This is a genomic window from Enterococcus nangangensis (assembly GCF_005405245.1).
Taxonomy (GTDB): Bacteria; Bacillota; Bacilli; order Lactobacillales; family Enterococcaceae; genus Enterococcus_J; species Enterococcus_J nangangensis.
In genome coordinates, this window is record NZ_BJDR01000008.1 from 47,379 (window position 1) to 71,807 (window position 24,429).

A 24,429-nucleotide genomic window follows, 5' to 3' on the forward strand; every position below is an offset into this window, starting at 1 on the left:
AGCGATTTGATATTGTAGAAAATTATTTTTAAATTAAGCTTATCATATAAGAAAACGTATAAAAAAATGGAGAGAGGGTGCTTTATGAAAAATAAAAAAGACCAACGGCGGAATGGGTTAATTGGCTTGTATAGTTTGTTATTGCTGGTGGCTTGTTCTTTACGTCAACTGAAGAATCATTTTTCAATAGCCATAATCGTCGTAATCGTTGCGTTGATGGTTGCAATTATTTTATGGTGTTATCTGAAGCAAAAAGCCATAATACAAATGAATTTTTTTAGTTTTTCATATGATAGCAAATTAAGCAAGGAAGAACGAATTTTTTGAGTAGTTTAACGTTACTTATTGCGCCAGTTCTTAAGGTTAGCAATATTTCTATTGAGGACGTAGTACTTTCGGCTTTACTTGTTGTCCTTGCGCTGCGTTTCTTTGTCATGAATGAGCGCTATCTGCTGGAAAATAAAAAGGGCTGATGGTGGAGCAATCTTCCGCACCTTATAGCATATTACATCTCTTCTATCCAAGTTGAAAAAGTTCTTCTTTTGTTGTCGAGCTTGATAAACTAACTTATTCGGTATTAATCCGTAACGACATAAAAATTAAAAAGCAAATTTTCAGTCGTTCCATCTTAATACTCATAAGTTGAGCGCGTTTATCAAGCTCTTCCAATAAGCATATCCCTCGCGTTATTACAGATGTTTTGTTAGAATAACTGAATCACTGGTTATTTTTATGGTAAGCAGGATGGTAGTAGTAATACCATGGGAGACCTTTACTCTTCTGATGACTAAAAAATGAGTAATGGAGGATTTGCAAATGGATTTATGGGTTGTATTAGTTGTGCTGGCGTTTTTTGTCGCTGGCCTCGTGGGGCTTGGTTTTTTACAAAAGCGTCACGTCTCGTTTTCTAAACGGGTCTTTATCGGTTTAGGAGCGGGGATTGTTTTTGGGGTAATCTTACACGTAGCCTTGGGGGCTGCAAGTGAGAATGTTGCCACCAGTATGACGTGGATTGGCATTGTGGGGAGCGGTTATATTTACTTCTTGCAAATGTTAGTTATTCCGCTAGTTTTTGTGTCCATCGTTAGTGCGTTTACTCGGCTTAAGGTGACGGAAAAACTTGGAAAAATTTCTTCGACAGTGTTGATCTCTTTATTAGGTACAACAGCCGTAGCCGCATTTATTGGTTACCTATCCACTTTAGTTTTTGGGTTAAACGGTGCTACTTTCACGAAAGGAACCGCCGAAACGGCGCGGATTGCTGAATTAGCGACGAAACAAGAATCCGTGCAAAATTTTTCGATTCCTGAACAGCTCTTATCTTTTATTCCGAAAAATGTTTTTGCCGACTTTGCTGGAACGCGTTCTACTAGTACGATTGGGGTAGTCATTTTTGCCGCTTTCGTTGGTGTAGCGTATCTAGGTGTGAAACGGAAATCACCGAAAGAAGGACAATTCTTTGCTGATTTAATGGATAGTCTTTATAAAATCGTGATGCGGATTACTACCTTAGTGTTACGGTTGACTCCTTTTGGCGTTTTCGCTTTGATGACTAACGTGTTAGCCACCAGTGACTACCAAGCTATCGTCGACCTTGGAAAGTTTGTGATCGCTTCTTATGCCGCTTTAATCGTTGTTTTATTGGTGCATTCCTTGCTATTAATCAGCGTACGGGTTTCGCCAATTAAATACTTTAAAAAAGCTTTTCCTGTTTTGAGTTTTGCTTTTACTTCTCGTTCTTCAGCAGGCGCACTGCCTTTAAATATTAAAACGCAAACGGAAGCATTGGGTGTAGATGACGCAACAGCCAACTTCTCTGCAAGTTTTGGTTTATCTATCGGGCAAAACGGCTGTGCAGGCGTTTATCCAGCCATGTTAGCGACAATCGTTGCACCAACGGCTGGAATTGATATTTTTACCCCACAATTTATTTTGATGCTATTAGCTATTGTCACGATTAGTTCTTTCGGAGTTGCCGGCGTCGGTGGCGGAGCCACCTTTGCTTCTTTAATCGTTTTAGGAGCGTTAAATTTGCCTATCGCGATCGTTGGTTTAGTTATTTCTGTTGAACCATTGATTGATATGGCCCGGACCGCTACTAACGTTTCAGGGAGTATGGTAGCAGGCATCTTAACGAGCGTTCGCGTGCACGACTTAGATCGTACCGTATTGAATGATCCGCAAGCTGTCATTTCAGAACAAGAGTAATTAAATAATATTAGTAAAAACTTACGAACATCCGCAAATTTTAAAGGATTATTTGTAGGTTTTTACTATTTTTTTTATGAAAAACAGTTTACAATGGGTACAAGTTTAAAAATGAAAGAAGGTATCTTATGGGAAAAATTGAAGAACGTCCAGGGCAAGTAAGTTTTTTACAAGCTATCAAAGATTTTTTTAGGGGGTATGTTGATTTTAAAGGTCGGAGCACGCGAGCTGGTTACTGGTGGATGCGACTTATCCTCGGCGTGTTAGGAATTATTTTTTTCGTTGTTTTTTTATTAAACACCCTTAGAAAGGTGCTAGAAATTATTCCTTTAGATGATATTCAAAATGGTGCGAACTTAAGTAGCGCACAAACGGATCAATTGAGTAGTTTAGTTTTTAGTATGATTGTGCCTATCATCATTGCTGGCTTGGTAGCGTTGGCCTTAATTGTGCCCAACATTGCCTTAACGGTTCGCCGTTTGCGGGATGCTGGTCTACGAGGGCGCGCCCAATTAACTTTGTTCCTGATTTATTTGGTCATCAATATTTTTGTGAACAATGCGACGACCACGACGATGCTGGCCAACGGTAACTTTAGCGCCGACTTAATCATTAATCCACTGCCGGCTGTCTATTCTTTAGTCCTCTTTATCCTAACCGTTTTACCTACCGGGACTTTAGCAACGACTCACCAAACAGGAATTTTTGCTTTCTTCTTTAAAAATAAATCTTTTTATCAAGATAAACCTGAAGATGAGTATCCAGATTTTTAATCCGTAACTAAAAGAGGAACACACCGTGATTGGTGTGCTCCTCTTTTACTTTTTTAGAAATATTTTTTAAAACCGAAGTAGCCTACTAAATCAAAAATTCCCATTAACAGTAACACCAAGCCAATCATTTGGAATAAGAAGAGCAAGGTGCTGAAGGGATTAATGATAATGACAAGTCCGACGATGACCAAGAGGACACCATAGATAATGAGGGACATACCAGCATTGATGACTTGTTTGCGCAAATCTAGACCACTCAAGAGCTTACTGATACCATTGGCTAAAATAAAAATCCCAAACAAGACGTTCACCAATGAAATTAACGTGCCAGTGAAAAGAATAATACACAAGCCAATGATAATCATGATGACCTCACTAGCACTGACGCGCCGAGCTGCTGTGGTATCTTGTGGGCGCTGAAAGATGCCAATTAGTCCCATTACAATAAAGTAGCCACCAATCAGATAAGTGACCCCTTTAAAAAAGGCCATGGGACGAATGAGTAAAAAGATTCCCACTAACATGTAGACTAATGCTTGTAACCATTGATATTTCCGTAGTTGATTCATAAAGTTTTCCATCGTCATTCCTCCTTGTTCTCATTGTACTGGTTTTTAAGAAAAAGTTGAACTATTTGTGATTATGAAATTTTAAATAAAAAACAAACATAATGTAAACGGTACCTATTATTTTTTTGCTAATCATGTTATAATAACTTTGCAAAAAGACAAAGGAGGTACCGCCGATGAAAATGGAAAATATTGAAATAGGAAAACGCTATCTATGTAATGCAATTGGACTGAAAGATTCAATCGTTGGCGAAGTTATCGCGAAGATGGAACGCTGTAGCGTGTTATACGTAAAAAGCCATTCCAAAGAGGATAACGTCTCGGTAGTAGAGAAGGCGGCCAAAGTAGTCGTACGTTATGACGATTTCATTTCTGAAGAGGAATAAAAAACAAAAACAGGGTGAGCAAGTGGAGAAAACTTGCTCACCCTGTTTTGTCGTTTTACTCTTCAACATTTTTTAAGATCTTAGGCACCGAAAACTTTAAAACGATCGGCATCGTCGATATATTCTTTCGCTTGTGCTGGGCTTTCAACGGAACCAAAGACTAATTGGCTACGTAACTTCCAATCAGCTGGAATATTCCATTCTTTAGCTACGGCATCATCAATCACTGGATTGTAATGTTGTAAGTTAGCGCCAAGGCCGGCGATGGAAAGAGCGACCCAAACATTTTCAGTTGTTAAACCAGAAGCTTGTTCACTCCACACTGGGAAGTTATCGGCATACAAAGAGAATTGTTCTTGCAAACCTTTCACTACGCTTTGATCTTCGAAGAATAATACAGTTCCTAAACTATTTTTAAAACCTTGGATTTTCTTTAAAGTATTCGGGTAAGCTTCAGCTGGCGTTAAAGGTTTTAAAGCTTCGGCGGTTAAGTCCCATAATTTTTCGTGAGCAGGACCAAACAATGTTACGACACGTTGGGTTTGAGAATTGAAGGCTGTTGGACTTTCTTTCACAACGTCTTGGATTAAATCAATAATTTCTTCTTTAGGCATTTCAACGTCCCGACCTAAAGCATAAATGGAACGACGTAAGCGTAAGTTTTCTAAAAATTTTTGTGCAGACATGAGCAATTACCACCTTTTGTTTTTTGATTACTTAACTAGTATACTTGCTGACAAAAAGTAAGTAAAATTATTTGCTTACAAAAGTTTTTTTCGCGGAAAAATGCTAAAATAGAAGCTAAGACATGAGCATTATTAAGGAGGGTACTTCATGAGTCTTACTGTGCTGACAGATGGTTTAAAAACAAATCATCGCCGAGTACTTTTGCAGTTGGCTGAGAAGTGGCAACAGCAAGGTAAAGTAACGAATATTTTCGTGGTGGTTCCCAACCATATTAAATTTTCTGAAGAAGTAGCGATCTTAAAAGAGTTGGGTCAGTTAACGACTAGGGAGACGATAGCGACAACGCAGCTCCAGACTTTTAGCTTTTCGCGTTTGGCGTGGTACTTTTTAAAAAATACCGCCTACTTCGGGGCTAAAGTTTTTAGCGAAACCGCCCAACCTTTGTTGATTCAAAAGGTCTTGCAGGACAATCTAGAGCAATTGGTACTTTTGAAAACGCAAGCGCAAGGTCGAGGCTTTGTGGAACAACTACAACAATTATTCCAAGAGTTTCAACAAGGCGTTTACTGTGCCAATAGTGCCGAACAAATGCGGCAACTTCAGCAGTTGTCGGGCGCTAGTTTTGAAAAGTTAAAAGAATTTCAATTGCTTTATGAAGCCTACTGCCAAGAGCTAGCTAAATTTTCTTTTCGGGAAACCAGTGTCCTACAAGCTTTGACGCAATATTTTATGGAGAATCCGCCGCAACAAACGGGTTTTGTTTTTTATGGCTTTGAACAATTTAATCTAGAGGAGCAACAACTCTTGCACCAGATTTTATTAAGTGACGCCCCTATTTTATTGGATGCGCCTTACCCTAGCGATAGTTTGGAAATGTTTGACTGGCAGAAAATGGATCGTGATTCCTTATTAGCGTTTTGTCAGCAAAATGACGTGCCTTATACGGTGCAATCTTTAGGTACGCCTCAAGCCTTCACGCCAGGTGAAAAACTGGCGGCAACTTTTCGGGAGACGTTTACTCAGACACCAACTCCCAAAGCGGATCCTAACGTGGAAGAATATTTCCAGTTGTATCAAGCAGCCAATCCTTATGAGGAAGTTGTGGGGGTGGCCAAGACCATCCAACGTTTAATTCGGCAAAAAAAATATCGTTACCAAGATTTTACAGTGTACGTCAGAGATACCGCAAAGTATCAAGAACTGTTACCGCGAGTCTTTGCCTTGAACGAAATTCCTTATAACTTAGCCCTCAGTCGCACCATGAAAGATCATCCCTTCGTGGAATTTTTGCAGAGTTTATTTGCCGTGTTGCAACGAAATTATCGGACTCATGATGTTTTGCGCTTATTAAAGACGGAGCTTTTGCCGTTAACCATTAAAGAAGAATTGCCTTTTCATGAGCTATCTTTCCGTCAACAAGTCGATATTTTTGAAAATATTTTATTGAAAAATGGTTTTACTGGCCGGGACTTTACTCAAGGTCCATGGGAGTTGCTGAGCTTGCCACAAGCTGATTCGGCGGGTTTACTAGCTGATCCGCGTTATCAAAAAGAACAAGATTTAGCCGACTTTAGTAATGGGTTGCGGGAAGCATTAGCAGGTCAACTCCAACCCTTGCAACAGGCCTTGAAAAAAGCGCGCAATGGACGGGAACAAGCGCTAGCGCTGCTGGATTTTTTAGTAACCAGTGGTGTAAAAAATCAACTGCAACAATTCCGAAAAGAGGCCCTGGATGCCGGCGACTTATCTTTAGCTAAGGTCCATCAACAAACGTGGCAGGCTTTTTGTCAGTTGTTGGAAGATTACGTCACGATTTATGGTGAAGCCGACGTTTCTTTAAGTTCTTTTCAAGAGAATATGGCTGTGGGCTTAGAAACGATTACCTACGAACAAATTCCCCAAACCTTAGATCAAGTGCAAATTGAAATTTTTGAAAATGTGTTGCCTAATGCGAATAAAGTTATCTTCGGCTTAGGATTAAGCGAAGATAACTTGCCGCAAAAAATTCTCAATAAAACCTTATTGACCGATGAAGAGCGCCAGACGATTAAACAAGAGTTACAAGAAGGTAGACCTCTACGTTTTGATAGTCGTAAAGAAAATCAAAAGGAAAATTTTCGCTTCCACCAGTTTTTATTGAGTGGGGCAGATTATTTATACGCTAGTTTTGCCTTACAACAAGAAAAAGGGACCACCCATTTCTCTCCTTTGATTTTGCGTTTGCAAAATTTATTTAAATTGCCTCTCGGTTTATGGCAAGGGGTAAGGGGGGCGGAAAGTGACCAGCAGACTTTGGGACGTTTAGGGAACTATCGCCAATTATTACGGGAGTACCCGGCTTTATGGCGCTTAAGTCAAGAGCAAGTTCTTCATCCTTTCTGGCAAACAGTGCCGCAACTTTTGCGTCATAGTCCTTTAGCGTTAACCTTTAGCCGTTTAGAAGAACAACTGCTACGGAAAAATATTCCCCAAGCTTTAACGCCAGCGCTAGCTACGGAACTCTATGGGGAAAAAATTGTCGCTTCGGTTTCCAAAATGGAAAGTTTCTACGATTGTCAGTATCAGTATTTCTTAAATTATGGCTTGCGTTTAAAAGAGCGGGAAACCTTAGCCTTGAATCCCCAAGTAACTGGCGAATTTTTCCATGAAGCCTTAGACACTTTATTTAAAATTTTGTGGCAACAGGAAAAAAATCTCGCGGAACTAACAGCTAGCCAGTTGCAACAATTTTTACGGGAAACCCTAGACTTAGTTTTACAAGAAAAGCACTATCAAATTTTTAACCGTAGTGCTCGGATGCTCTTTATTAAGGACAAGTTGGTGGCGATTTTAACCCAGTTAGTCCAGGCTATGAATCAACAGCAAGGCCAAACCCATGCCCGTAGTTTATCCACCGAGTGGCGTTTTGATGCGCTACAAAAAAATGGTCTCAAAGGATTACAGCTGCCTATGAGTAATGGTGAGTCCTTGTACTTGCGGGGGATTATTGACCGCGTGGATGTTACCTATGTGGACCAAATTCCTTATCTCACCGTGGTGGATTATAAATCCTCAGCCCATGAGTTTAATTTTGCCGATGCTTATTACGGCTTGGCGATGCAGATGTTGAGTTATTTAGGGGTAGTTTTAGCCGAAGAAAATCAAAGCTATTTACAGCGACAATTAGTCAAAGCCGGGCACGCTGAGATTCCTCAGCCCTTTAAAGCCGGTGGCGCTTTGTACTTGCATGTTAAAAATCCCGAAATTAAAGCGCCGAATCCGCAAGTGGACTTGGAACGCTTGAAAGCCTATAAGTATCGCGGCCTGTTAGTCAATGAACCAGACTTATTAACGGAGCTAGCGCCAGACCTTGCCGGCAAGAGTTTGATTTACCCCATTAGCCAAACGGCCAAAGAATTAAAAGTGGATAACCCGCAAAGTGTGACCCCTGATGAATTGTCCTTACTCTTAGCCAAAAATCAGGAAAACTTGACAGCGGCTGGCGAGAGTATCGTTTCCGGTAAGATTGCGTTGAATCCTAGTTATCACGATAAGGAGCGGATTGCCTGCACCTATTGCCCATTCCGCAGCATTTGTCGCTTTGATGTTTTACTACCAGAAAATAACTATCGCGAAATTAAAAAGCTAGCCAAAGAAGACGTATTAAAACAGATTCAGGAGGAAAAAGACCATGGCGATTCCACAAAAGCCCAACAATAGTCGCTTCACTGATGCCCAGTGGCAAGCGATTTATCAAACGGGAAAAAATATTTTAGTTTCGGCTTCTGCCGGTTCCGGGAAAACCACCGTTTTAGTCAAAAGGGTAATTGAAAAAATCCAAGCCGGTACGCCAGTGAATCGTTTATTAATCGTAACCTTTACCGAAGCGGCGGCTAGTGAAATGAAAGCGCGGATTGAAGCTGCCTTAAAAGAGAGTCTCGCTTTAGCCAAAGATGAGGAGCGGAGCTATTTATTAGAACAGCTGAGTCTTTTGCCTTTAGCTAATATTTCTACCTTACACGCTTTTTGTTTGACGGTGATTCAGCGCTACGCTTATTTAATTGGCTTAGATCCCAAATTTCGCATGTTGACGGATGAAACAGAGCGCCTTTTGCTGGAAGAAGAAGTCTTTGCCGAGGTGCGGGAGTCTCATTACGGTACGCCGCTTTTTGATCAATTGACCAATAATTTTTCCAGCGACCGCAATGATGATGGCTTACAAGAATTAGTCTTAAACTTGGCCCATTTTTCCACCAGTCATCCTCAGCCTTTCTCTTGGTTAGCTAGCTTACCGGCGAATTATGAAAAAGAACGCGTCGCAAGTTTATTGCAAGCAGAACTCTTGCCGTTATTTGTCGAGACCATGACCAACAGTTTACATGCCTACCAAGAGTGGTTGCAGCTGACGGATACACCAGGGTTACAAAAAAATCATCAAACCTTACTTTTGGAAGCCCAAGGAATTGAAAATGTTTTAACGACAGCTAAAAGTGGCGACTTAGACCGCTTATACGCGGCAGTGGCGAGTTTTACCTTTGGCAAGATGACCGCCGTTTCTAAGGCTGAACCAGAACTCAAAGAAACCAGTAAAGAAATTACCGCCGCCCGCAAAGAAATCCGAAAACAAATGGAAAGCACGTGGCAAATGCTTTTCCCTGAAGCACCTCAAGTGATGTGGGACTTATTGCCAAAAGCGCAATCGTTGGTCACAGAACTAACGGCCATTACCCAAGAGTTTATGGCAAGTTTTGCCGCTAAGAAAAGACAATTAGGCGTGCTAGATTTCGGCGATTTAGAACACTTTGCCTATGATATTTTACACACGCCAGACGCGGCCACGCAGGAGTTAATCGCCCAACAGTTTTATCAAGAACGTTTTGCAGAAGTCATGGTGGACGAGTACCAAGATATTAACCAACTGCAAGATGCCCTCTTAAAGACGGTGGCTTGCGGCGATAATTTATTTATGGTGGGGGATGTGAAACAATCGATTTATGGTTTCCGTCTGGCTGAACCCAGTTTGTTTTTAGATAAGTATCAACACTATCAAGGTCCTAATGCCGATGGGCTTCGCATCTTATTGCAGGAAAATTTCCGTTCACGAAAGGAAGTCATTGACTTTACCAATTTGATTTTTAGCCAATTAATGAATGAAAAAGTCGGTCAACTGGACTACGATGGCGATGCCCTTTTAATCCAAGGGAACAAAAGCTTCACACCGTCAGCCAATTGCACCCCCGAAATTTTAATTTACGAAAAAAAATCAGCTGCTAATTTGACCGCAGATGACAATAATCCGCATTTTGAAGATAAAACGGACGGTGAACTGGCTTTAGTAGCCAAAAAGATTCAAGAACTAATCGCTACGGAGTTTCCGATTTTAGACAAAGAAACAAAAGAAGTTCGACCGATTCGTTACCAAGACATCGTTTTATTAACCCCAACGCGAAAAAATAATTTAGCGTTGTTGGAAACCTTTAAGCAGTTCCAATTGCCAGTCGTGGTGGGGGATGCCGAAAATTATTTTCAAACTACGGAAATTCAAACGGTCTTGGCGCTCTTAAAAATTATCGACAATCCGTATCAAGATATTCCCTTGGTGGCTGTCTTGCGCAGTGCCATGGTAGGTTTCACGGAAGAGCAATTAGCGCTAATTCGGGCGGCTAATTTAGAAGTGAGTTTTTATGAAGCGTTGTTGCAATTTGTAGAAAATCCCACAACACCTTTCGTCCAACAAGTCCAGGAGTTTTTAGCCCAGTTGCAAAAATTTCGGGAATACCGCAAGACCCACGATATTCAAAGTTTGTTGTGGCAAATTTACGATGAAACGGCCTATCTCGATTATGTTTCCGGCTTACCAGAAGGCCCCCAACGCCACGCTAACTTAACGGCTTTGACTCAGCGGGCAGCGGCCTATGAAGAGATGAGTTATCGCGGGCTGTTTCAATTTATTCGTTTTATTGAAAAGATGCAGGAAAAACGTAAAGATTTAGCCGAACCGACTGTTTTAGGAGCTGAAGATGCCGTCCGAGTCATGACGATTCATGGCAGTAAAGGTTTGGAATTTCCGGTGGTCTTCTTGTTGGACATGAATAAAAGTTTTAATCTGCAAGACTTAAGTGCCAAAAGTATTTACGATAAAAATCTCGGGATTGGTATTTCTTATTTAGATGAAGAGCGTTTGCGCCATACAACGTATCCTTACGTGATTTTAAAAGAGTATAAACGGCGCTTGCTGTTATCAGAAGAGATGCGTAAGCTTTATGTCGCTTTAACGCGGGCGGAAGAAAAATTATTTTTAGTAGGTTCTTATGATTACCAAGAAGCCTTAATTAAAAGTTGGCAACGAGGGGGACAAACGCAAGACTTATTTTTACCAGCCACTTTGCGTTTAGCTAACACTAGCTTTATGGATTGGGTAGGCTTTACCCTTAGTCGCCATCCGGCTTTTAAAGCGTTAGGGACAACCGAGACACCATTGCCGCAACTGCAACAATTCGGCAATGTGCGTTTACAATTTTATCAAGCCCAAGACTTGGTGCCTGCACCTAGTGTGCCAACGGCTGAGGAAACCACCGTCAAAGAAGGGCCGCAGACTTCCCACATTACGCCGGAAGCTTTAGCGATTTTACAGGCCCGCTATCCACACATCTTAGCCACCAAGACGGCAAGCTACCAAAGTGTTTCGGAGATTAAACAAGTTTTTTCTGATCCGGATGAAAAAGTTTTACTCCCTTATGACCGCAACAATCCTGCCGGACAAGGTCAGCGCTATGTGGAAGATGATTTTTCGATGCCCGCCTTTATCCAAGGTGCACAAGAAGTTACTGCTGCTGAAATTGGCACGGCGACGCACTTGTTGCTCCAACTGATTCCTTTAACGACGGCCCCAACTTTAGCTGACTTTCAAGCGTTAGCTGCAGATTTGGTGGCTAAAGGCATCTTAAGTATAGAAGTAGCTCAAAAGATTCAATTATCAACGCTAGTCGCCTTTTTTGCGACGCCTTTGGGACAAGAATTACTGGCGCATGGGGAAAAAGTAAAACGCGAACAACCTTTTAGTATGTTGTTGCCTGCCGATGAACTTTTTGCCACGGCTGATAGCCAAGATGAAATTTTAATTCACGGGATTATTGATGCTTATTTTGAAACACCAGCCGGCATTGTTTTACTAGACTTCAAAACGGATCAACTGGGACGGTTTTCTAAAGCAGCAGCTCAAGAACATTTAAAAGAGCGCTACACCGGACAATTAAATCTTTACGCCAAAGCCTTAAGTGCAGCAACGGGTCAAGTAGTGATTCGCAAAGAACTGGTGGCCTTGACGGACTTAACCACCGTAACTTTTTAATAGGCAAGGTTACTTACAATTAATAAGAGTTGTGCTATAATAGGGCCACTAGAGGTGATACGTATGGAAATGATGGCAATGGATTACCATCTGTGCCCCAAGTTTCAAAAAACATTTACGGTCTTAGGAAAAAAATGGAACGGCCTAATTCTTGATGTGTTGTTAGAAGGTGGCGCGCAGCGTTTTAGTCAGTTAGCTGAAAAAATCCCCGCTGTTTCTGATCGGGTTTTAGTGGAACGTTTGAAAGAATTAGAAGTGGAAGGGTTAGTGACGCGGAAAAGTTTAGGTCCGGACTCCTTACGCATGGAGTATTGTCTAACGGAAAAAGGACAAGACTTACGTACGGCGCTTTTAGCCTTGCGTCGTTGGAGTGAAAATTGGATTGAATTAACGCCGGCAGAAATGACGGAAGGCTAAAGTTTGCCGCAGTTGCATCTTGCTATTTTTATTAAAATTGGTTACACTATGGAAGATGTCAAACGTTGATGAAAAAGAGTAATTGGTAACCTCCTTGCTTAGGGAGCTTTGATCATAGACTGGAAGTCAAAGCCAAGAAGCCCAATGAAGTTCACTTTCGGAGTTTGCTGGGGCTTGCGCCATTATCCGCAAGAGTTGAGTGCGATAAGAAATTATCGAATGAGGATGGTACCGCGAAGACTTCGTTCCTTTTTAGGAAGCGAAGTCTTTTTTTGTACCAAAAATTACAACAGATGTGCCTCCATCTACTAAGCAAAAGAAAGGGTGTCACGTATGTCTTTACAAGCACAACTGGAAGCCTTAAAAGCCGATTCCTTGAAGAAAATTCAAGAAGCGTTGGAGTTAAATGGCTTGAATGAAATTCGGGTGAATTTGTTAGGGAAAAAAGGACCTATCACCGAAGTTTTACGAGGAATGAAAGATTTAACGGCAGAAGAACGACCAAAAATTGGGAGTTTTGCTAACGAAATTAAAAGTGAACTACAAGCAGCCATTGAAGCAAAAAAAGCGGAGTTGGAAGCAGCAGCTTTAAGTAAAGCTCTCGCTGCTGAAACGCTTGATATTACCTTACCAGGAAAACCCATCAGTGGTGGTAACAGTCACATTTTGACGCAAATTATGGAAGAGATTGAAGATATTTTTGTGGGGATGGGCTACCAAATCGTGGAAGGTTACGAAGTGGAAAGCGATCATTACAACTTTGAACGCATGAATCTCCCTAAAGATCACCCGGCGCGTGATATGCAAGATACTTTTTACATTTCTGAAGATATTTTAGTCAGAACGCATACTTCCCCCGTGCAAGCGCGGACGATGGAAAAACATGATTTTTCCAAAGGCGCATTAAAAATGATTAGTCCCGGCAAAGTTTTCCGGCGGGATACCGATGACGCGACTCACTCCCATCAATTCCACCAAATTGAAGGTTTAGTGGTGGATAAAGGCATTACCATGGCGGACTTAAAAGGAACCTTACAAGCGGTGATGCAAAAAATGTTTGGGGAAAATCGTTCCATTCGTTTGCGACCAAGTTATTTTCCGTTCACTGAGCCTTCAGTCGAAGTGGATGTGAGCTGCTTCAAATGTGGCGGTGCTGGTTGTAACGTCTGCAAGCATACTGGCTGGATTGAAATTTTAGGTGCCGGCATGGTGCATCCGCGCGTGTTAGAAATGTCCGGGATTGATTCTACCGTGTACACGGGTTTTGCTTTTGGCTTAGGACCAGACCGGGTAGCGATGTTACGCTATGGGGTTAACGACATTCGGAATTTCTATTTAAATGATCAACGGTTCTTGCAACAATTTAAAACAAAGGAGTAGTTTAGATGCTAGTATCTTATCAATGGTTAAAAGAATATGTACAATTAACGGACATTACCGCTAAAGAGCTAGGGGATAAACTCTCCGTTACCGGTATCGAAGTGGAAGGTATTGAAAATATTGCCAGTGGCTTAAAAAAAATCGTCGTCGGTTACGTGACGGAGTGTGTGGATCACCCCGATAGCGATCACTTACATTTATGCCAAGTAGAAGTTGCCCCAGGGGAAGTCACCCAAATCGTTTGTGGTGCTCCTAACGTGGCGGCTGGTCAAAAAGTTATCGTCGCCTTACCTGGGGCTAGAATTGGCGATAATATTAAAATTAAAAAAGGCAAGATGCGAGGCCAAGTGTCTAACGGTATGATTTGTGCCTTACAAGAATTAGGCATTAGTGACAGTGTTGCGCCGAAAGAATACGCCGATGGTATTTTCGTTTTACCTGCCGATGCTCCTGTCGGTGCCGATGCTTTAGCTTATCTGGGTTTAGACGATGATATTATTGAGCTTTCCATTACACCTAACCGGGCAGATGCTTTAAGCATGCGCGGGGTAGCGTATGAAGTTGGTGCCATTTATGATGTGACCCCTCATTTTCCCGCCATTCATTTGACGGAAAAGGCCGCACCAGCAGCCGAAGAATTACAAGTTACCGTAGAACCTACTAGTGGCGCCTTAGAATATCACTTGCGCGTGATTGACAACGTTCAAATTGCCCCAAGTCCTTTGTGGTTGCAAATGTTGTTAATTAAAGAAGGCATTCGCCCTATTAATAATGTGGTGGATGTTACTAACTATTTGCTATTAGAATACGGTCAACCGATGCACGCTTTTGACTACGATGGTCTCAAGAGTAAAGAAATTTTAGTGCGGAAAGCGCAAGCTGGGGAAACCTTAGTTACTTTAGACGGTGAAACCCGCAACTTAACTGGAGAAGATATCGTCATTACTAATGGCAGTGTACCCGTGGCTTTAGGGGGTGTAATGGGAGGCTTAGACAGCGAAATCACCGAAAAAACGACGAAGGTTGTTTTAGAAGCGGCTTTGTTTGATCCTAAGTCGGTGCGTTTAACTTCAAAACGTTTTAACTTACGGAGTGAATCTTCAGCCCGCTTTGAAAAAGGTATTAACAATGGCACGATTGTGGAAGCTTTAGATCGCGCAGCCAGCTTAATTGCCGAACTCGCCGGCGGCACAAGCTATGCGGGCATTTTAACTGCTGCCCAGTTGGCGAAAGCAGAACCGCAAGTTGCCGTAACCTTAAGCACGATTAATGGCTACTTAGGTACTAACTTAACGAACGAAGATGTGGAAAAAATCTTCCAACAATTAGGCTTCCCTTGTTTAGTAGCGGGTGAAACTTTCACGGTAACCATTCCCTTAAGACGTTGGGATATCGCGATTGCCGCAGACTTAGTAGAAGAAGTAGCACGGATTTATGGTTACGACAATCTACCAACGACTTTACCAAGTGGAACGACAACTGCGGGAACTTTGACGCAAAATCAACGCTTTGTCCGGAGCTTGCGGGCTAGCTTAAATGGTGCTGGTTTACTAGAAGCCATTTCTTATGCTTTAACCACACCGAAAAAAGCGCAACAATTTACTTTAGACAATAGTAACTTAACACGTTTAATGTGGCCCATGAGTGAAGAGCGCTCTGTCTTACGCTTGAATCTAATCAGTGGTTTACTGGATGACTTTGCCTTTAACTTGGCGCGGAAAAATACCAATTTGGCTTACTATGAAATTGGCCGCATTTTCCATCAAGAAGGAGATAGCACTAAGACTTTACCAGAAGAACGTAATCACTTAGCAGTGGCTCTAACCGGCGAACTTCCTTCCGGCAATTGGCAAGGCGTAGGGAGTAAAGTTGATTTTTATACCTTGAAAGGCTTGTTGGAACGCGTCTTAGGGACTTTTGGCATCACGGACTATCGCTTAGAGCCAACCAGTGCCTTAAAAGATTTCCATCCAGGCCGGAGCGGTGTGATTTATCTAGGAGAAGAAGCAGCTGGCGTAATCGGTCAAATTCATCCGCAAGTAGCTAACGACTACGAAGTAACCGAAACGTATGCCTTTGAATTGGATTTAGCCACTGTCTTTAATCACGCTGAAAAGATTCAATACCAAGTGGTGACGAAATTCCCAGCCGTCAAGCGGGACTTAGCTTTATTATTAGCTGAAGAAGTCACCAACGCCGAAGTTCAGAAAGTAATCTTTGGAAATGGTGGGGCTTATCTTAAAGAAGTGACGGTCTTTGACGTCTATCAAGGTAAAGGCATTGCTGCCGGCGAAAAATCCTTAGCCTATAGCTTAACCTTCAGTAATCCAGAAGCCACCATGACGGAAGAACAAATCAATAGTGCTTTTGCAAAAATTCAAACGGCCTTACAAGAAAAATTAAACGCCACAATTCGTTAAGGGTCTAAATAAAAAGTTCCGCAGTGTCTCTTTTAAAGAGCTACTGCGGAACTTTTTGTCTTAACCGACTAAAATATTTTCTTCTGGATATTTTAATTGTACTTCTTGTTTAGTGGAACGAATAAGTAAGGAGAGGAGGACGGTCATAATCCCCACACGTCCAATATACATCAAGGAAATGATAATCAGTTTACCGAAAATTGTGAGATGGGGAGTTAAGCCCATGGATAGCCCGGTGGTACCTAAAGCCGAAAAGACTTCAAAGGCAACATATTCAATACCGTAACCGGCGGGAATCTTTTCAGTAATAGATAAAATAATCGTCGAAACCATACATAAAGTTAAACTTAAGAAGAACAAGACTTGCGCACGTAGGACAGTTGCTGAACGAATCGTCCGACCAGCAATTTCCGTCCGACTCCTGCCTTGGAAGACAGATTTAATTTGTAAGAGAAGGACGGCAAAGGTGGTAGTTTTTAAACCACCAGCTGTCGAGCCAGATGTACCGCCAATGTACATTAAAAGCATGGTTACCATTAAACCCGCATTACTCATTTGACCGTAGTCGATGGAAGCATAGCCGGCTGTCCGAGGCGTAACGCTCATGAAAAAAGTATTAGCTAGGCGTTGAAAAAAATTACCATTCGGCACTAATGTTTTACCGTTATTTTCTGTAAAGAACAAGAGCACTGTGCCACCGATTAATAAGACGCCTGTCATGACTAAGGCAATTTTCGTGTGGAGGGTCAGCCGCTTATTTTGACGATAATTCATTAAATCCCGCCAAATGAAAAAACCTAAACCACCGGCAATAATTAAAACAGACATAGTCAAAATAATGGCTGTATCTTGCTGATAGTCAATCAAGCTATTGCCTAAAAGATCAAAGCCCGCATTACAAAAACTAGAAACGGCATGGAAGAGGCCATACCACAACCCTTTAGCTAGACCAAACTTCGGGACAAAGGTAAAGGCTAAGGCAATGGCGCCAGCAAGTTGAATAAAAATGGAAAATTTAATAATGTATAAAGCTAAACGCATCACACCAGAAATTTCATAGACATTTAAAGATTCCCGCAACAAAATACGCGTACTTAAATTAATTTTTTTCTTAGCCAAAACATAAAAGATGATGGGAAACATCATAAATCCTAAGCCCCCCATTTCAATAAAAAGCATAATGAAAAAATGACCGAAAGAATTCCAATGAAGGGCTGTGTTTAACGTTGTGAGCCCGGTGACACACACCGCCGAAGTCACCGTAAAAAGCGCATCAATAAAGGGCGTAAAGACACCTTCACGACTAAAAAAAGGCAGTGTCAGTAGTAAACTCCCCGCCATAATAAGCAGGAAAAAGCCCAAAGCGATTTGCTGTGCGGGGGGGATTTTTTTTAATTTTTTCATTGGGCCTCCTTGACGATTACTAGGAATAGTTGAGCTTTAGACAGTTTATATAGAATAAAAGCGTACCATTTTTTTTTTCAATTATCAATAGGGGTTAAAGGGGAAAAGAATAACAAAAAGCGCATTGCTCTTAAGCTGGAAAAGCAAAAAAGAGCGCTGCGTTTTATCATGGAAAAATATATTTACTTAGCTACTGTTGTTTTAATAAAGCGAAAATTTTCTTTGAGGGAAGTGAAGGCACTGGGATAAGCTTTTTTGACAGCGGCAAGGTCGCTAGCTTTAGTCAGCTTCGCTTCATCTTCATCAGGCGTGACTTCAATCCTTAAGCCAGTACCATCAGAAAAAAGATAGTATTGGTAAATATCTGGGAAAATATATGCATCACTGACATCGTATTCTAGGATGTACCCCGTTTGAATATCATCAGCTAAATCAGCTTGTGGATAGGCTTTGGCAAAAGAATCATTTCCTTTTTCAAGATAAAATTCGGTGCTCTTTAAAAGATTAGCAGACATCGTAATGGTGGCGCTACCTTGATAATAGTCGCCCTCATAAAAACTAAGCGTGGCCACCGTCCGCTCATCAGGGTAATCCTCTTGTGTCGGGAGTAAAGATAACTCACTGTCGCCACGTTCAAAGTCGGCGTCGCCAGTAACCTCGATTTGGTAACCTTTACTGGTGAGAAAAGTCTGACTTTCTTGAGTAACGACGAGCGGCGTCGTTAAGTTTTGCTCGCCAGTTACTTTTAAGTTCACATCTTGTAACGGATAAATATCTAAATATTCACCACTAGCTCCACTAGAAGTCGCTAGCCATTTCCAAGGTTTGAGGCTAATGAGGAAAAGAATAACAACAAAGACAATGAGCCAACTGCTGATTTGATTAACTTTTTTCTGGTGCTGATGCCCACGCTTATTATTTTTGGCACTTGTTTTTTTCACTTTTTGTAAAGTCGGTTTAATAAAAAGACGATCATATTCATCATGAAATGTTTTTTCTGTTTAGACATTACTGTCTCTCCAATGTTTTGTCCGTAATGAAATGTTTTTTTCTGCTGGGGCATTACTTTTTCTCCAATATTTTTTTTGTAAGAGAAATTTCTTGCGAATCTTCATTAATTAAACTTTCGTAATCATCCGTGATGCTGTTAGCGATGACGGTGATGGTTTCCAAAATTTTATTAACGGAGCTCTTGATTTCTGGCGTATTCACACCAGAATTTTTAATTTCTTGGAGTTTTTCTGCTGCTTTAACCAAACTAGGCAGCTTCTGATAAAGAAAATCACCAAAATCATTCAAAGCTTGTGGTTCTTGCATCAATTGTTGAAAAATTTGTTTCGCGGACTTTAAACCGCCTGTTTCAGCTTCAACCGCTCTAAGACTAGGCAAGCTTCTTGTCAGGCTGTCTATAATTAATATTTGTTCCTTCGCAGCCCCCAAGGTGTCCCGAAATAATGTCAGTTCAGAGCTTGAGAGTTGATGCTGTTTCTGATAAACGTCAATTCTTTGCCGATAGACGCGCTCAATTTGCCATTTTTTATAAGACCAACTGAAAATCGTTAAGACAATAATAATCACAATAATGGCTAGATACATAAGAGGACCTCGTTTCTGAAAAATAAGTTTGGGCTGGCGAAACGGAAGAGGCTATTTCTCTTGTAAAAGATTAAAAAATTCGTCAACCTTAAGTTTTTTACGCCATTTTTTGTCTACTTTCCAGACTTCATTGAAATAGGAATTCCAGTTGAACTCTCCTTCAGAAGTGTATTCGTAGGCTTTAATGAAAAAAGCAATTTCTTCTTTTGCTTGGCTGTGCTTTCCGCCAAGAATCAGCTCATTGGTAATTTTGATAAAACGTTTCGCCATTACAAGTTGGGACAAAATTCCACCTGATTGGGCGTGATTAATTTTTTCTGTAATCTTAAGGATGTCTTCTGTTTCGTAATGGATTAGAGCATCCATGTAAAAACTAAAGCGAATGCTAGTGATGAGCCCCACCGTTTCAATATTATTTTTATCCAAAGTAAAGCTACGTTCTAAATGCTCCTCTAAATGTTTGAAACGTTTCCGTGACTGGGTACCCGTATTAGCCGTTAAAATTAAAATTTCAAACTCCGTCCAAACATCGCGGCGCATTAGCTCTTGATAAATAAGATTCAGTTGTGATTTCATGGCATCCACGGAGCCTACGAGATAAGCGATAAAGTAATCAATTAAATTTAGTAAGAGGACATATTCATTTTGAACAAAAATATTCTCTTTGATTTTTCTTAGAATCGCCAACCGTTCATCAAGTGTGTACTGAGGATAAAAGTCAACTTGCGTAATCGCTGAAGATAAGGAAATTAAAGAAGTTGGCGTGTAAAGTTTTTGCGTGTCAAAACACTCCCAAAAGTTAGCAATGTAAATTTGTTCTTCCATCAATAAACTAGTTTCTACAAAATTTAAATTTAGTAAAACTCGTAAACGGTTGAACTCGGCAATGGTGAGTTCTGCCTCGCCGTCTCGCCACCGATAGTATTTGGATTTAGAAATACCAATTGCTTCTAATTGGGCAATGGAAATTTTTTTATCGGAACGAATTTTATCTAAATAACGATGATTCACCACAACCCCTCCCAAAATCAAATTCTTTGATAATCTATTTTAACGCGAATGAATTCTAAGAGGGACTCATTTTTTCCTAGATAGGGAGGCTATTTTGGAAAAGTTGAAACTTTTTAAGGGTGAAATTAGTGTAGAATTGTCGAGGTAAAGATTTGACGATGAAATAAAGTGTTGTATTTTTTTGTAAGAATTGTTGAATAATTAGGGATTAAAAAAAGCTTGCTTCTCAGCTAATTTTAGTGATTACTTTCAATCAGAGAGCCAAGAAAGGATGAGAATCATGTACATTAAAGATGAAGTTTCTTTTACGCAATATAAATATTTTGCTGCCCGTATAAGTAGCTTAGCTAACGCCTTTCGTAAATTAGGTGATTATCAGACGCGATTGCGCATTAATACGTTAACTAATGGCCATCCGGTTGCTCACATTGATATTTTGACGAGGAAAGATAGAAAGCTGGTGCATCAGGTAACAATTGCGATTCGTACTGAGGACTTAGTATTATTTGCAACGGAAGGTGATATTTTTATTTGGGATGGTGTTACTCAATGGACAAGACTAAAACACCATATTCTAAAAGAAATAAGTAAGCAGTTAAGTACTGTGTCAAGTTGATAGATGAGGAGATGAAAAGGTTGTTAGCGCTAAGTCGCTAATAACTTTTTTTGCTTTTAAACATAAATTCTTTAAAAAAATCCTTAACTCGTAGGCAAAGCTTGAAAAAAATCCTGAAAAAAGGGAAAATAGCAAGAGTACGAGTCGCGTTTGCGAAGGCAATTGCCATTGCGCAACTTGCCGCCAAAAGAGCAAGAGAAAACGACGTGATAGGAGATGGAGAGATTGACAACCGGAGATACACGACCAATCGGCTTTTTCGATTCTGGCGTGGGAGGCTTAACCGTCGTTAAAGAAGCATTAAAACAATTACCCAATGAGCGCGTCATTTATTTAGGGGATACTGCTCGCTGTCCATATGGGCCGCGTCCGCAAGAGCAAGTGGAAAGATTCTCTTTAGAGTTAGCGAATTTTTTAGTGCAACACGATATTAAACTTTTAGTGATTGCCTGTAACACTGCTACTTCTTTTGCTTTAGATGCGATTCGGGCCAGATTGACGATTCCGGTGGTGGGAGTTATTGTGCCAGGTGCTCGCGCTGCTTTAAAAGCGACCCACAAGAAAAAAATCGGCGTCATTGGCACGCAAGGAACGATTCAAAGTGCGGCGTATACCAAAGCTTTAGTGGCTAAAGATCCGCAAGTACAGGTGGAAGCTTTAGCTTGTCCGCGTTTTGTGCCGGTAGTGGAAAGCAATCAGTTTCACAGTCCCACAGCCAAAAAAGTAGTCTTTGAAACGTTACGCGCTTTTCAACCTTTACAAATTGATACCTTAATTTTAGGGTGCACGCACTATCCGTTGTTACGACCGATTATTCAAAATTATCTAGGTAGTGGTGTGACGCTGATTGACTCAGGAGCAGAAACGATTAGTGAAGTTTCTACTTTACTAGACTACTTTGAACTGGCGGCACCACCTAGTCAAGAGGTACAGCACCATGAATTTTATACCACGGGCTCGGCTAAACTTTTTCAAGAAATTGCCCACAGCTGGTTACAGTTGCAAGATTTAGCGGTGACTCATGTGCCGCTTACCGAATTAGGAGGAAAGCCCCATGCGTCATGATGGCCGAACGAACCGTCAATTACGAGAAATAACTATTAAGACCGATATTTTACTATATCCGGCAGGTTCAGTAGAGATTCAGTTTGGAAATACCAAAGTCATTTGTACCGCCACGATTGAAGAGAAGGTCCCACCCTTCTTAAAAGGGAGTGGTAGTGGCTGGGTCAATGCCGATTATAATTTATTGCCATTTGCCACTCAGCGGCGCACGCCGCGGGAGCGCAAAACCGGCGTAAAAGGACGTACGCAAGAAATTCAACGCTTAATCGCTCGTTCTTTGCGGCAAGCAGTCGACTTAGAAAAGCTAGGAGAACGTACGATTCAGGTGGATTGTGATGTCATACAAGCTGATGGGGGTACACGGACCACAGCAATTACCGGGGGTTTTGTGGCTTTAGCCTTAGCTTTACGGAAATTAACGCAGCTTAAACATTTGCCAGCTTCTCCTTTAAAGACTTACGTGGCTGCCATTAGTTGTGGTCTGTTAAGTGACGGGACAGTTGTCGTGGATTTAGATTATCCAGAAGATGTTTCCGCCCAAGTGGACTTTAACTTAGTCATGAATGAAGCTGGTGAGTTTATTGAAATTCAAGGCACCGGAGAAAAGACCGGCTTTTCTGGTGAGCAATTGAACGCTTTATTACAATACGGCCAACAAGCTATTGCCGAAATTATTCAAATGCAAAAAGCAGCTTTATTAGTTGATACATCGCAACAATCATCGCCACAAACGATTGTGGTAGCCACCACCAATCCTGGTAAACAAAAAGAGTTTGCCGCTTTATTAGCGCCCTTAGGTTTCCAAGTGAAAACTTTATTAGACTATCCGCAAATTGGCGAAGTAGCCGAAACGGGGCAAACTTTTGAAGAAAATGCCCGCTTAAAAGCAGAAACGATTGCTGCTATCTTACAACAACCAGTAATTGCTGATGATTCAGGTTTAATGGTGGCGGCCTTAGATGGTTTGCCTGGGATTTATTCAGCGCGCTTTGCTGGCAGCAGTAAAAATCCCGCCAGTAACAACGCCAAATTATTAGCCCAGTTGGCACCTTTTCCGAAAGGTCAACGCCAAGCCGCTTTTTATTGTGCTTTAGCAGTAGCTGCCCCGCATAAAGAAACGCTACTGGTGCACGGAAAGTGGGACGGGGAAATTGCTTTGATTCCTAAAGGTGAAGGTGGCTTTGGCTATGATCCGCTTTTTTATGTGCCAGAGTACCAACAGACTGCAGCTGAATTAGCGCCAGCTGTAAAAAATGAAATTTCCCATCGTGGCAAAGCCCTGAAAGCTTTACAGACGGCTTGGCCTAATTGGTGGAAGGAGGAAGCGTAATGCAGTTTTTAGTAGTCAGTGATAATCACGGTGATCGTGAGATTTTAGTGGAGATTGTCGCCCATTGGCAAGGTAAAGTCGACGGCTTTTTCCACTGTGGCGATTCGGAGTTACCTAGTAGCGATCCTTTGTGGCGAAATTTTAATGGTTTCGTCAGTGGCAATTGTGACTTTGATCGGGGCTATCTCAATGAAGCCGTCGTTAAAATGGGAGACGAAACAATTTTTATCAGCCATGGTCATTTAACCAATGTACGCGTTGATTTAACAACTTTATTGTTAAAAGCCCAAGCGGCTAAGGCCACCATTGCATTATTTGGTCATACTCATATGATTGGTTGTGAACGCCACGATGGTATTTTATTTTTAAATCCTGGGAGCATCGCCCAACCCCGCGGGCCACTAGCTTATCACAGTTATGCCATCATTGAGGCGAGTGGGGATAATTATCAAGTGCAGTACTATAATCGGCAACATGAAGTCATTCCGCAACTGCATTTCAACTTTAAAAGATAGTTAAAAATCATTAAAGTTTCCTCTGAATGTCGGAGAAAGAAAGCTTTTTCACGGAAAATTCGCTACAATGAAGTGGGAAAGAAAGGTTGATGAAAAAAAGATGATTGGTCCTCACGTGCAACGTTTGTTAATGGAAAGTAAAGATGAATTCATGATTGATGGCGAAAAAATTGCCAGCGTCATGGACACAAATCCTTTGAGCCACGCGTTATTAGTGCTCTCGAAAGTTCGCTACTCTAAAATTCCAGTGGTGGATAAAGAAGACCATTTTGTCGGGTTGATTGGCCTAGCAGAAATTGTCGACGAGATGTTTGATTTAACTCGGATTGATTCTGAAAATTTAAATGGTAAATTTGTTAAAGATGCAATGGAAACAGGAATTCCAACCTTACCATTGGATTTTAAATTAGAAGATCTGCTCCATATCTTAGTGGATCATTCCTTTATTCCAGTAGTAGATGAAGAAAATCATTTTTTAGGGATTTATACCCGGCGCGAAGTGTTAAAAGCCGTTAACCGTTTAGCTCACCAATTAGAGGTGCATAACGTGATTGTTCCTAAAGAAGAATTGACGGAAATAGAAGAAAAATTAAAAATTAGTTGAACGTAAAAAAACGCGCAGTGACCAACCGGCACTGTGCGTTTTTTTGGCTCTATAATTTATTGGACTGATAGAAAATTCTATCGGTCCTTAATTTTTTTGAAAAAAAACAAAAAAACAT

The 24,429-nt window shown here is 41.1% G+C and carries 21 protein-coding genes; 15 read left to right on the forward strand and 6 right to left on the reverse strand.

The genetic code is table 11. The features are described 5' to 3' along the window. Positions 1-84 precede the first annotated feature (84 nt). The 4 genes from FFM57_RS04195 (at position 85) to FFM57_RS04205 (ending at position 2,981) form a co-directional block, all read left to right on the forward strand. The gene (locus FFM57_RS04195; protein WP_137599269.1) at positions 85-327 is read left to right on the forward strand and encodes a hypothetical protein; all 243 of its coding nucleotides are present in this window, start codon (positions 85-87) and stop codon (positions 325-327) included. Further along, positions 324-473: a hypothetical protein gene (locus FFM57_RS09840; protein ID WP_170999887.1), complete on the forward strand. Its 150-nt coding sequence runs from the start codon at positions 324-326 to the stop codon at positions 471-473. Before FFM57_RS04195 ends, FFM57_RS09840 begins: the two co-directional genes overlap by 4 nt. 343 nt (positions 474-816) lie before the next feature. After that, a complete protein-coding gene (locus FFM57_RS04200; RefSeq protein WP_137599270.1) occupies positions 817-2,208 on the forward strand; it encodes an L-cystine transporter in 1,392 nt (463 codons plus the stop codon). A gap of 128 nt (positions 2,209-2,336) precedes the next feature. After that, positions 2,337-2,981 carry a DUF805 domain-containing protein gene (locus FFM57_RS04205; protein WP_137599271.1) on the forward strand — a complete coding sequence of 215 codons (645 nt, stop codon included), beginning with the start codon at positions 2,337-2,339 and terminating at the stop codon, positions 2,979-2,981. A 53-nt stretch (positions 2,982-3,034) separates the two neighbouring features. On the opposite strand, the gene FFM57_RS04210 is transcribed toward FFM57_RS04205, so the two are convergent. Continuing rightward, positions 3,035-3,562: a DUF308 domain-containing protein gene (locus tag FFM57_RS04210; RefSeq protein WP_170999889.1), complete on the reverse strand. Its 528-nt coding sequence runs from the start codon at positions 3,560-3,562 to the stop codon at positions 3,035-3,037. 164 nt (positions 3,563-3,726) lie between these two features. On the opposite strand from FFM57_RS04210, the gene FFM57_RS04215 reads away from it, so the two are divergent. Beyond that, complete coding sequence (locus tag FFM57_RS04215; RefSeq protein ID WP_137599273.1) at positions 3,727-3,936, forward strand: hypothetical protein; 210 nt, start codon at positions 3,727-3,729, stop codon at positions 3,934-3,936. An 80-nt stretch (positions 3,937-4,016) separates the two neighbouring features. On the opposite strand, the gene FFM57_RS04220 is transcribed toward FFM57_RS04215, so the two are convergent. Continuing rightward, a complete protein-coding gene (locus FFM57_RS04220; RefSeq protein WP_137599274.1) occupies positions 4,017-4,622 on the reverse strand; it encodes a nitroreductase family protein in 606 nt (201 codons plus the stop codon). A gap of 148 nt (positions 4,623-4,770) precedes the next feature. Here FFM57_RS04220 and FFM57_RS04225 point away from each other — a divergent pair, with 148 nt between their 5' ends. The 5 genes from FFM57_RS04225 to pheT all read left to right on the forward strand — a co-directional run bounded on the left by FFM57_RS04225 (position 4,771) and on the right by pheT (position 16,170). Next, the gene (locus tag FFM57_RS04225; RefSeq protein WP_137599275.1) at positions 4,771-8,322 is read left to right on the forward strand and encodes a PD-(D/E)XK nuclease family protein; all 3,552 of its coding nucleotides are present in this window, start codon (positions 4,771-4,773) and stop codon (positions 8,320-8,322) included. Next, a complete protein-coding gene (gene addA, locus FFM57_RS04230) occupies positions 8,294-11,953 on the forward strand; it encodes a helicase-exonuclease AddAB subunit AddA (RefSeq protein ID WP_137599276.1) in 3,660 nt (1,219 codons plus the stop codon). The genes FFM57_RS04225 and addA overlap by 29 nt, the downstream gene beginning before the upstream one ends. A gap of 63 nt (positions 11,954-12,016) precedes the next feature. Continuing rightward, positions 12,017-12,370, forward strand: a complete 354-nt coding sequence (locus FFM57_RS04235) for a winged helix-turn-helix transcriptional regulator (RefSeq protein ID WP_137599277.1) — start codon at positions 12,017-12,019, stop codon at positions 12,368-12,370. Between the two features lie 333 nt (positions 12,371-12,703). Further along, positions 12,704-13,750: a phenylalanine--tRNA ligase subunit alpha gene (gene pheS, locus FFM57_RS04240; RefSeq protein WP_137599278.1), complete on the forward strand. Its 1,047-nt coding sequence runs from the start codon at positions 12,704-12,706 to the stop codon at positions 13,748-13,750. Between the two features lie 5 nt (positions 13,751-13,755). Next, entirely contained in the window at positions 13,756-16,170 is a 2,415-nt protein-coding gene (gene pheT, locus FFM57_RS04245) for a phenylalanine--tRNA ligase subunit beta (protein WP_137599279.1), read from the forward strand. Positions 16,171-16,230: 60 nt separating this feature from the next. Here pheT and FFM57_RS04250 read toward each other — a convergent pair whose 3' ends face one another. From FFM57_RS04250 to FFM57_RS04265, 4 genes are all read right to left on the reverse strand, one after another. Further along, positions 16,231-17,574, reverse strand: a complete 1,344-nt coding sequence (locus tag FFM57_RS04250; protein WP_137599280.1) for a TrkH family potassium uptake protein — start codon at positions 17,572-17,574, stop codon at positions 16,231-16,233. A 182-nt stretch (positions 17,575-17,756) separates the two neighbouring features. Further along, a complete protein-coding gene (locus FFM57_RS04255; protein ID WP_137599281.1) occupies positions 17,757-18,515 on the reverse strand; it encodes a hypothetical protein in 759 nt (252 codons plus the stop codon). Between the two features lie 121 nt (positions 18,516-18,636). Beyond that, positions 18,637-19,170, reverse strand: coding sequence for a 5-bromo-4-chloroindolyl phosphate hydrolysis family protein (locus FFM57_RS04260; RefSeq protein WP_137599282.1), 534 nt, complete (start codon positions 19,168-19,170; stop codon positions 18,637-18,639). Positions 19,171-19,221: 51 nt separating this feature from the next. Continuing rightward, positions 19,222-20,181 carry a hypothetical protein gene (locus tag FFM57_RS04265; protein WP_137599283.1) on the reverse strand — a complete coding sequence of 320 codons (960 nt, stop codon included), beginning with the start codon at positions 20,179-20,181 and terminating at the stop codon, positions 19,222-19,224. 280 nt (positions 20,182-20,461) lie between these two features. On the opposite strand from FFM57_RS04265, the gene FFM57_RS04270 reads away from it, so the two are divergent. The 5 genes from FFM57_RS04270 (at position 20,462) to cbpB (ending at position 24,311) form a co-directional block, all read left to right on the forward strand. Further along, positions 20,462-20,797 carry a hypothetical protein gene (locus FFM57_RS04270; RefSeq protein WP_137599284.1) on the forward strand — a complete coding sequence of 112 codons (336 nt, stop codon included), beginning with the start codon at positions 20,462-20,464 and terminating at the stop codon, positions 20,795-20,797. Between the two features lie 216 nt (positions 20,798-21,013). Further along, complete coding sequence (gene racE / locus FFM57_RS04275) at positions 21,014-21,862, forward strand: glutamate racemase (RefSeq protein WP_137599285.1); 849 nt, start codon at positions 21,014-21,016, stop codon at positions 21,860-21,862. Further along, positions 21,852-23,192 carry a ribonuclease PH gene (gene rph / locus FFM57_RS04280; RefSeq protein ID WP_137599286.1) on the forward strand — a complete coding sequence of 447 codons (1,341 nt, stop codon included), beginning with the start codon at positions 21,852-21,854 and terminating at the stop codon, positions 23,190-23,192. Before racE ends, rph begins: the two co-directional genes overlap by 11 nt. Beyond that, the gene (locus tag FFM57_RS04285; protein ID WP_137599287.1) at positions 23,192-23,707 is read left to right on the forward strand and encodes a YfcE family phosphodiesterase; all 516 of its coding nucleotides are present in this window, start codon (positions 23,192-23,194) and stop codon (positions 23,705-23,707) included. The genes rph and FFM57_RS04285 overlap by 1 nt, the downstream gene beginning before the upstream one ends. Positions 23,708-23,807: 100 nt before the next feature. Then, positions 23,808-24,311 carry a cyclic-di-AMP-binding protein CbpB gene (gene cbpB, locus FFM57_RS04290; RefSeq protein WP_137599290.1) on the forward strand — a complete coding sequence of 168 codons (504 nt, stop codon included), beginning with the start codon at positions 23,808-23,810 and terminating at the stop codon, positions 24,309-24,311. Positions 24,312-24,429: the final 118 nt, after the last annotated feature.

Coding starts and splice junctions, on each gene's coding strand:
- FFM57_RS04195 (WP_137599269.1), top strand. CDS start 85: ATGAAAAATAAAAAAGACCAACGGCGGAATGGGTTAATTGGCTTGTAT.
- FFM57_RS04200 (WP_137599270.1), top strand. CDS start 817: ATGGATTTATGGGTTGTATTAGTTGTGCTGGCGTTTTTTGTCGCTGGC.
- FFM57_RS04205 (WP_137599271.1), top strand. CDS start 2,337: ATGGGAAAAATTGAAGAACGTCCAGGGCAAGTAAGTTTTTTACAAGCT.
- FFM57_RS04210 (WP_170999889.1), bottom strand. CDS start 3,562: ATGGAAAACTTTATGAATCAACTACGGAAATATCAATGGTTACAAGCA.
- FFM57_RS04215 (WP_137599273.1), top strand. CDS start 3,727: ATGAAAATGGAAAATATTGAAATAGGAAAACGCTATCTATGTAATGCA.
- FFM57_RS04220 (WP_137599274.1), bottom strand. CDS start 4,622: ATGTCTGCACAAAAATTTTTAGAAAACTTACGCTTACGTCGTTCCATT.
- FFM57_RS04225 (WP_137599275.1), top strand. CDS start 4,771: ATGAGTCTTACTGTGCTGACAGATGGTTTAAAAACAAATCATCGCCGA.
- addA (WP_137599276.1), top strand. CDS start 8,294: ATGGCGATTCCACAAAAGCCCAACAATAGTCGCTTCACTGATGCCCAG.
- FFM57_RS04235 (WP_137599277.1), top strand. CDS start 12,017: ATGGAAATGATGGCAATGGATTACCATCTGTGCCCCAAGTTTCAAAAA.
- pheS (WP_137599278.1), top strand. CDS start 12,704: ATGTCTTTACAAGCACAACTGGAAGCCTTAAAAGCCGATTCCTTGAAG.
- pheT (WP_137599279.1), top strand. CDS start 13,756: ATGCTAGTATCTTATCAATGGTTAAAAGAATATGTACAATTAACGGAC.
- FFM57_RS04250 (WP_137599280.1), bottom strand. CDS start 17,574: ATGAAAAAATTAAAAAAAATCCCCCCCGCACAGCAAATCGCTTTGGGC.
- FFM57_RS04260 (WP_137599282.1), bottom strand. CDS start 19,170: ATGTATCTAGCCATTATTGTGATTATTATTGTCTTAACGATTTTCAGT.
- FFM57_RS04270 (WP_137599284.1), top strand. CDS start 20,462: ATGTACATTAAAGATGAAGTTTCTTTTACGCAATATAAATATTTTGCT.
- racE (WP_137599285.1), top strand. CDS start 21,014: ATGGAGAGATTGACAACCGGAGATACACGACCAATCGGCTTTTTCGAT.
- rph (WP_137599286.1), top strand. CDS start 21,852: ATGCGTCATGATGGCCGAACGAACCGTCAATTACGAGAAATAACTATT.
- FFM57_RS04285 (WP_137599287.1), top strand. CDS start 23,192: ATGCAGTTTTTAGTAGTCAGTGATAATCACGGTGATCGTGAGATTTTA.
- cbpB (WP_137599290.1), top strand. CDS start 23,808: ATGATTGGTCCTCACGTGCAACGTTTGTTAATGGAAAGTAAAGATGAA.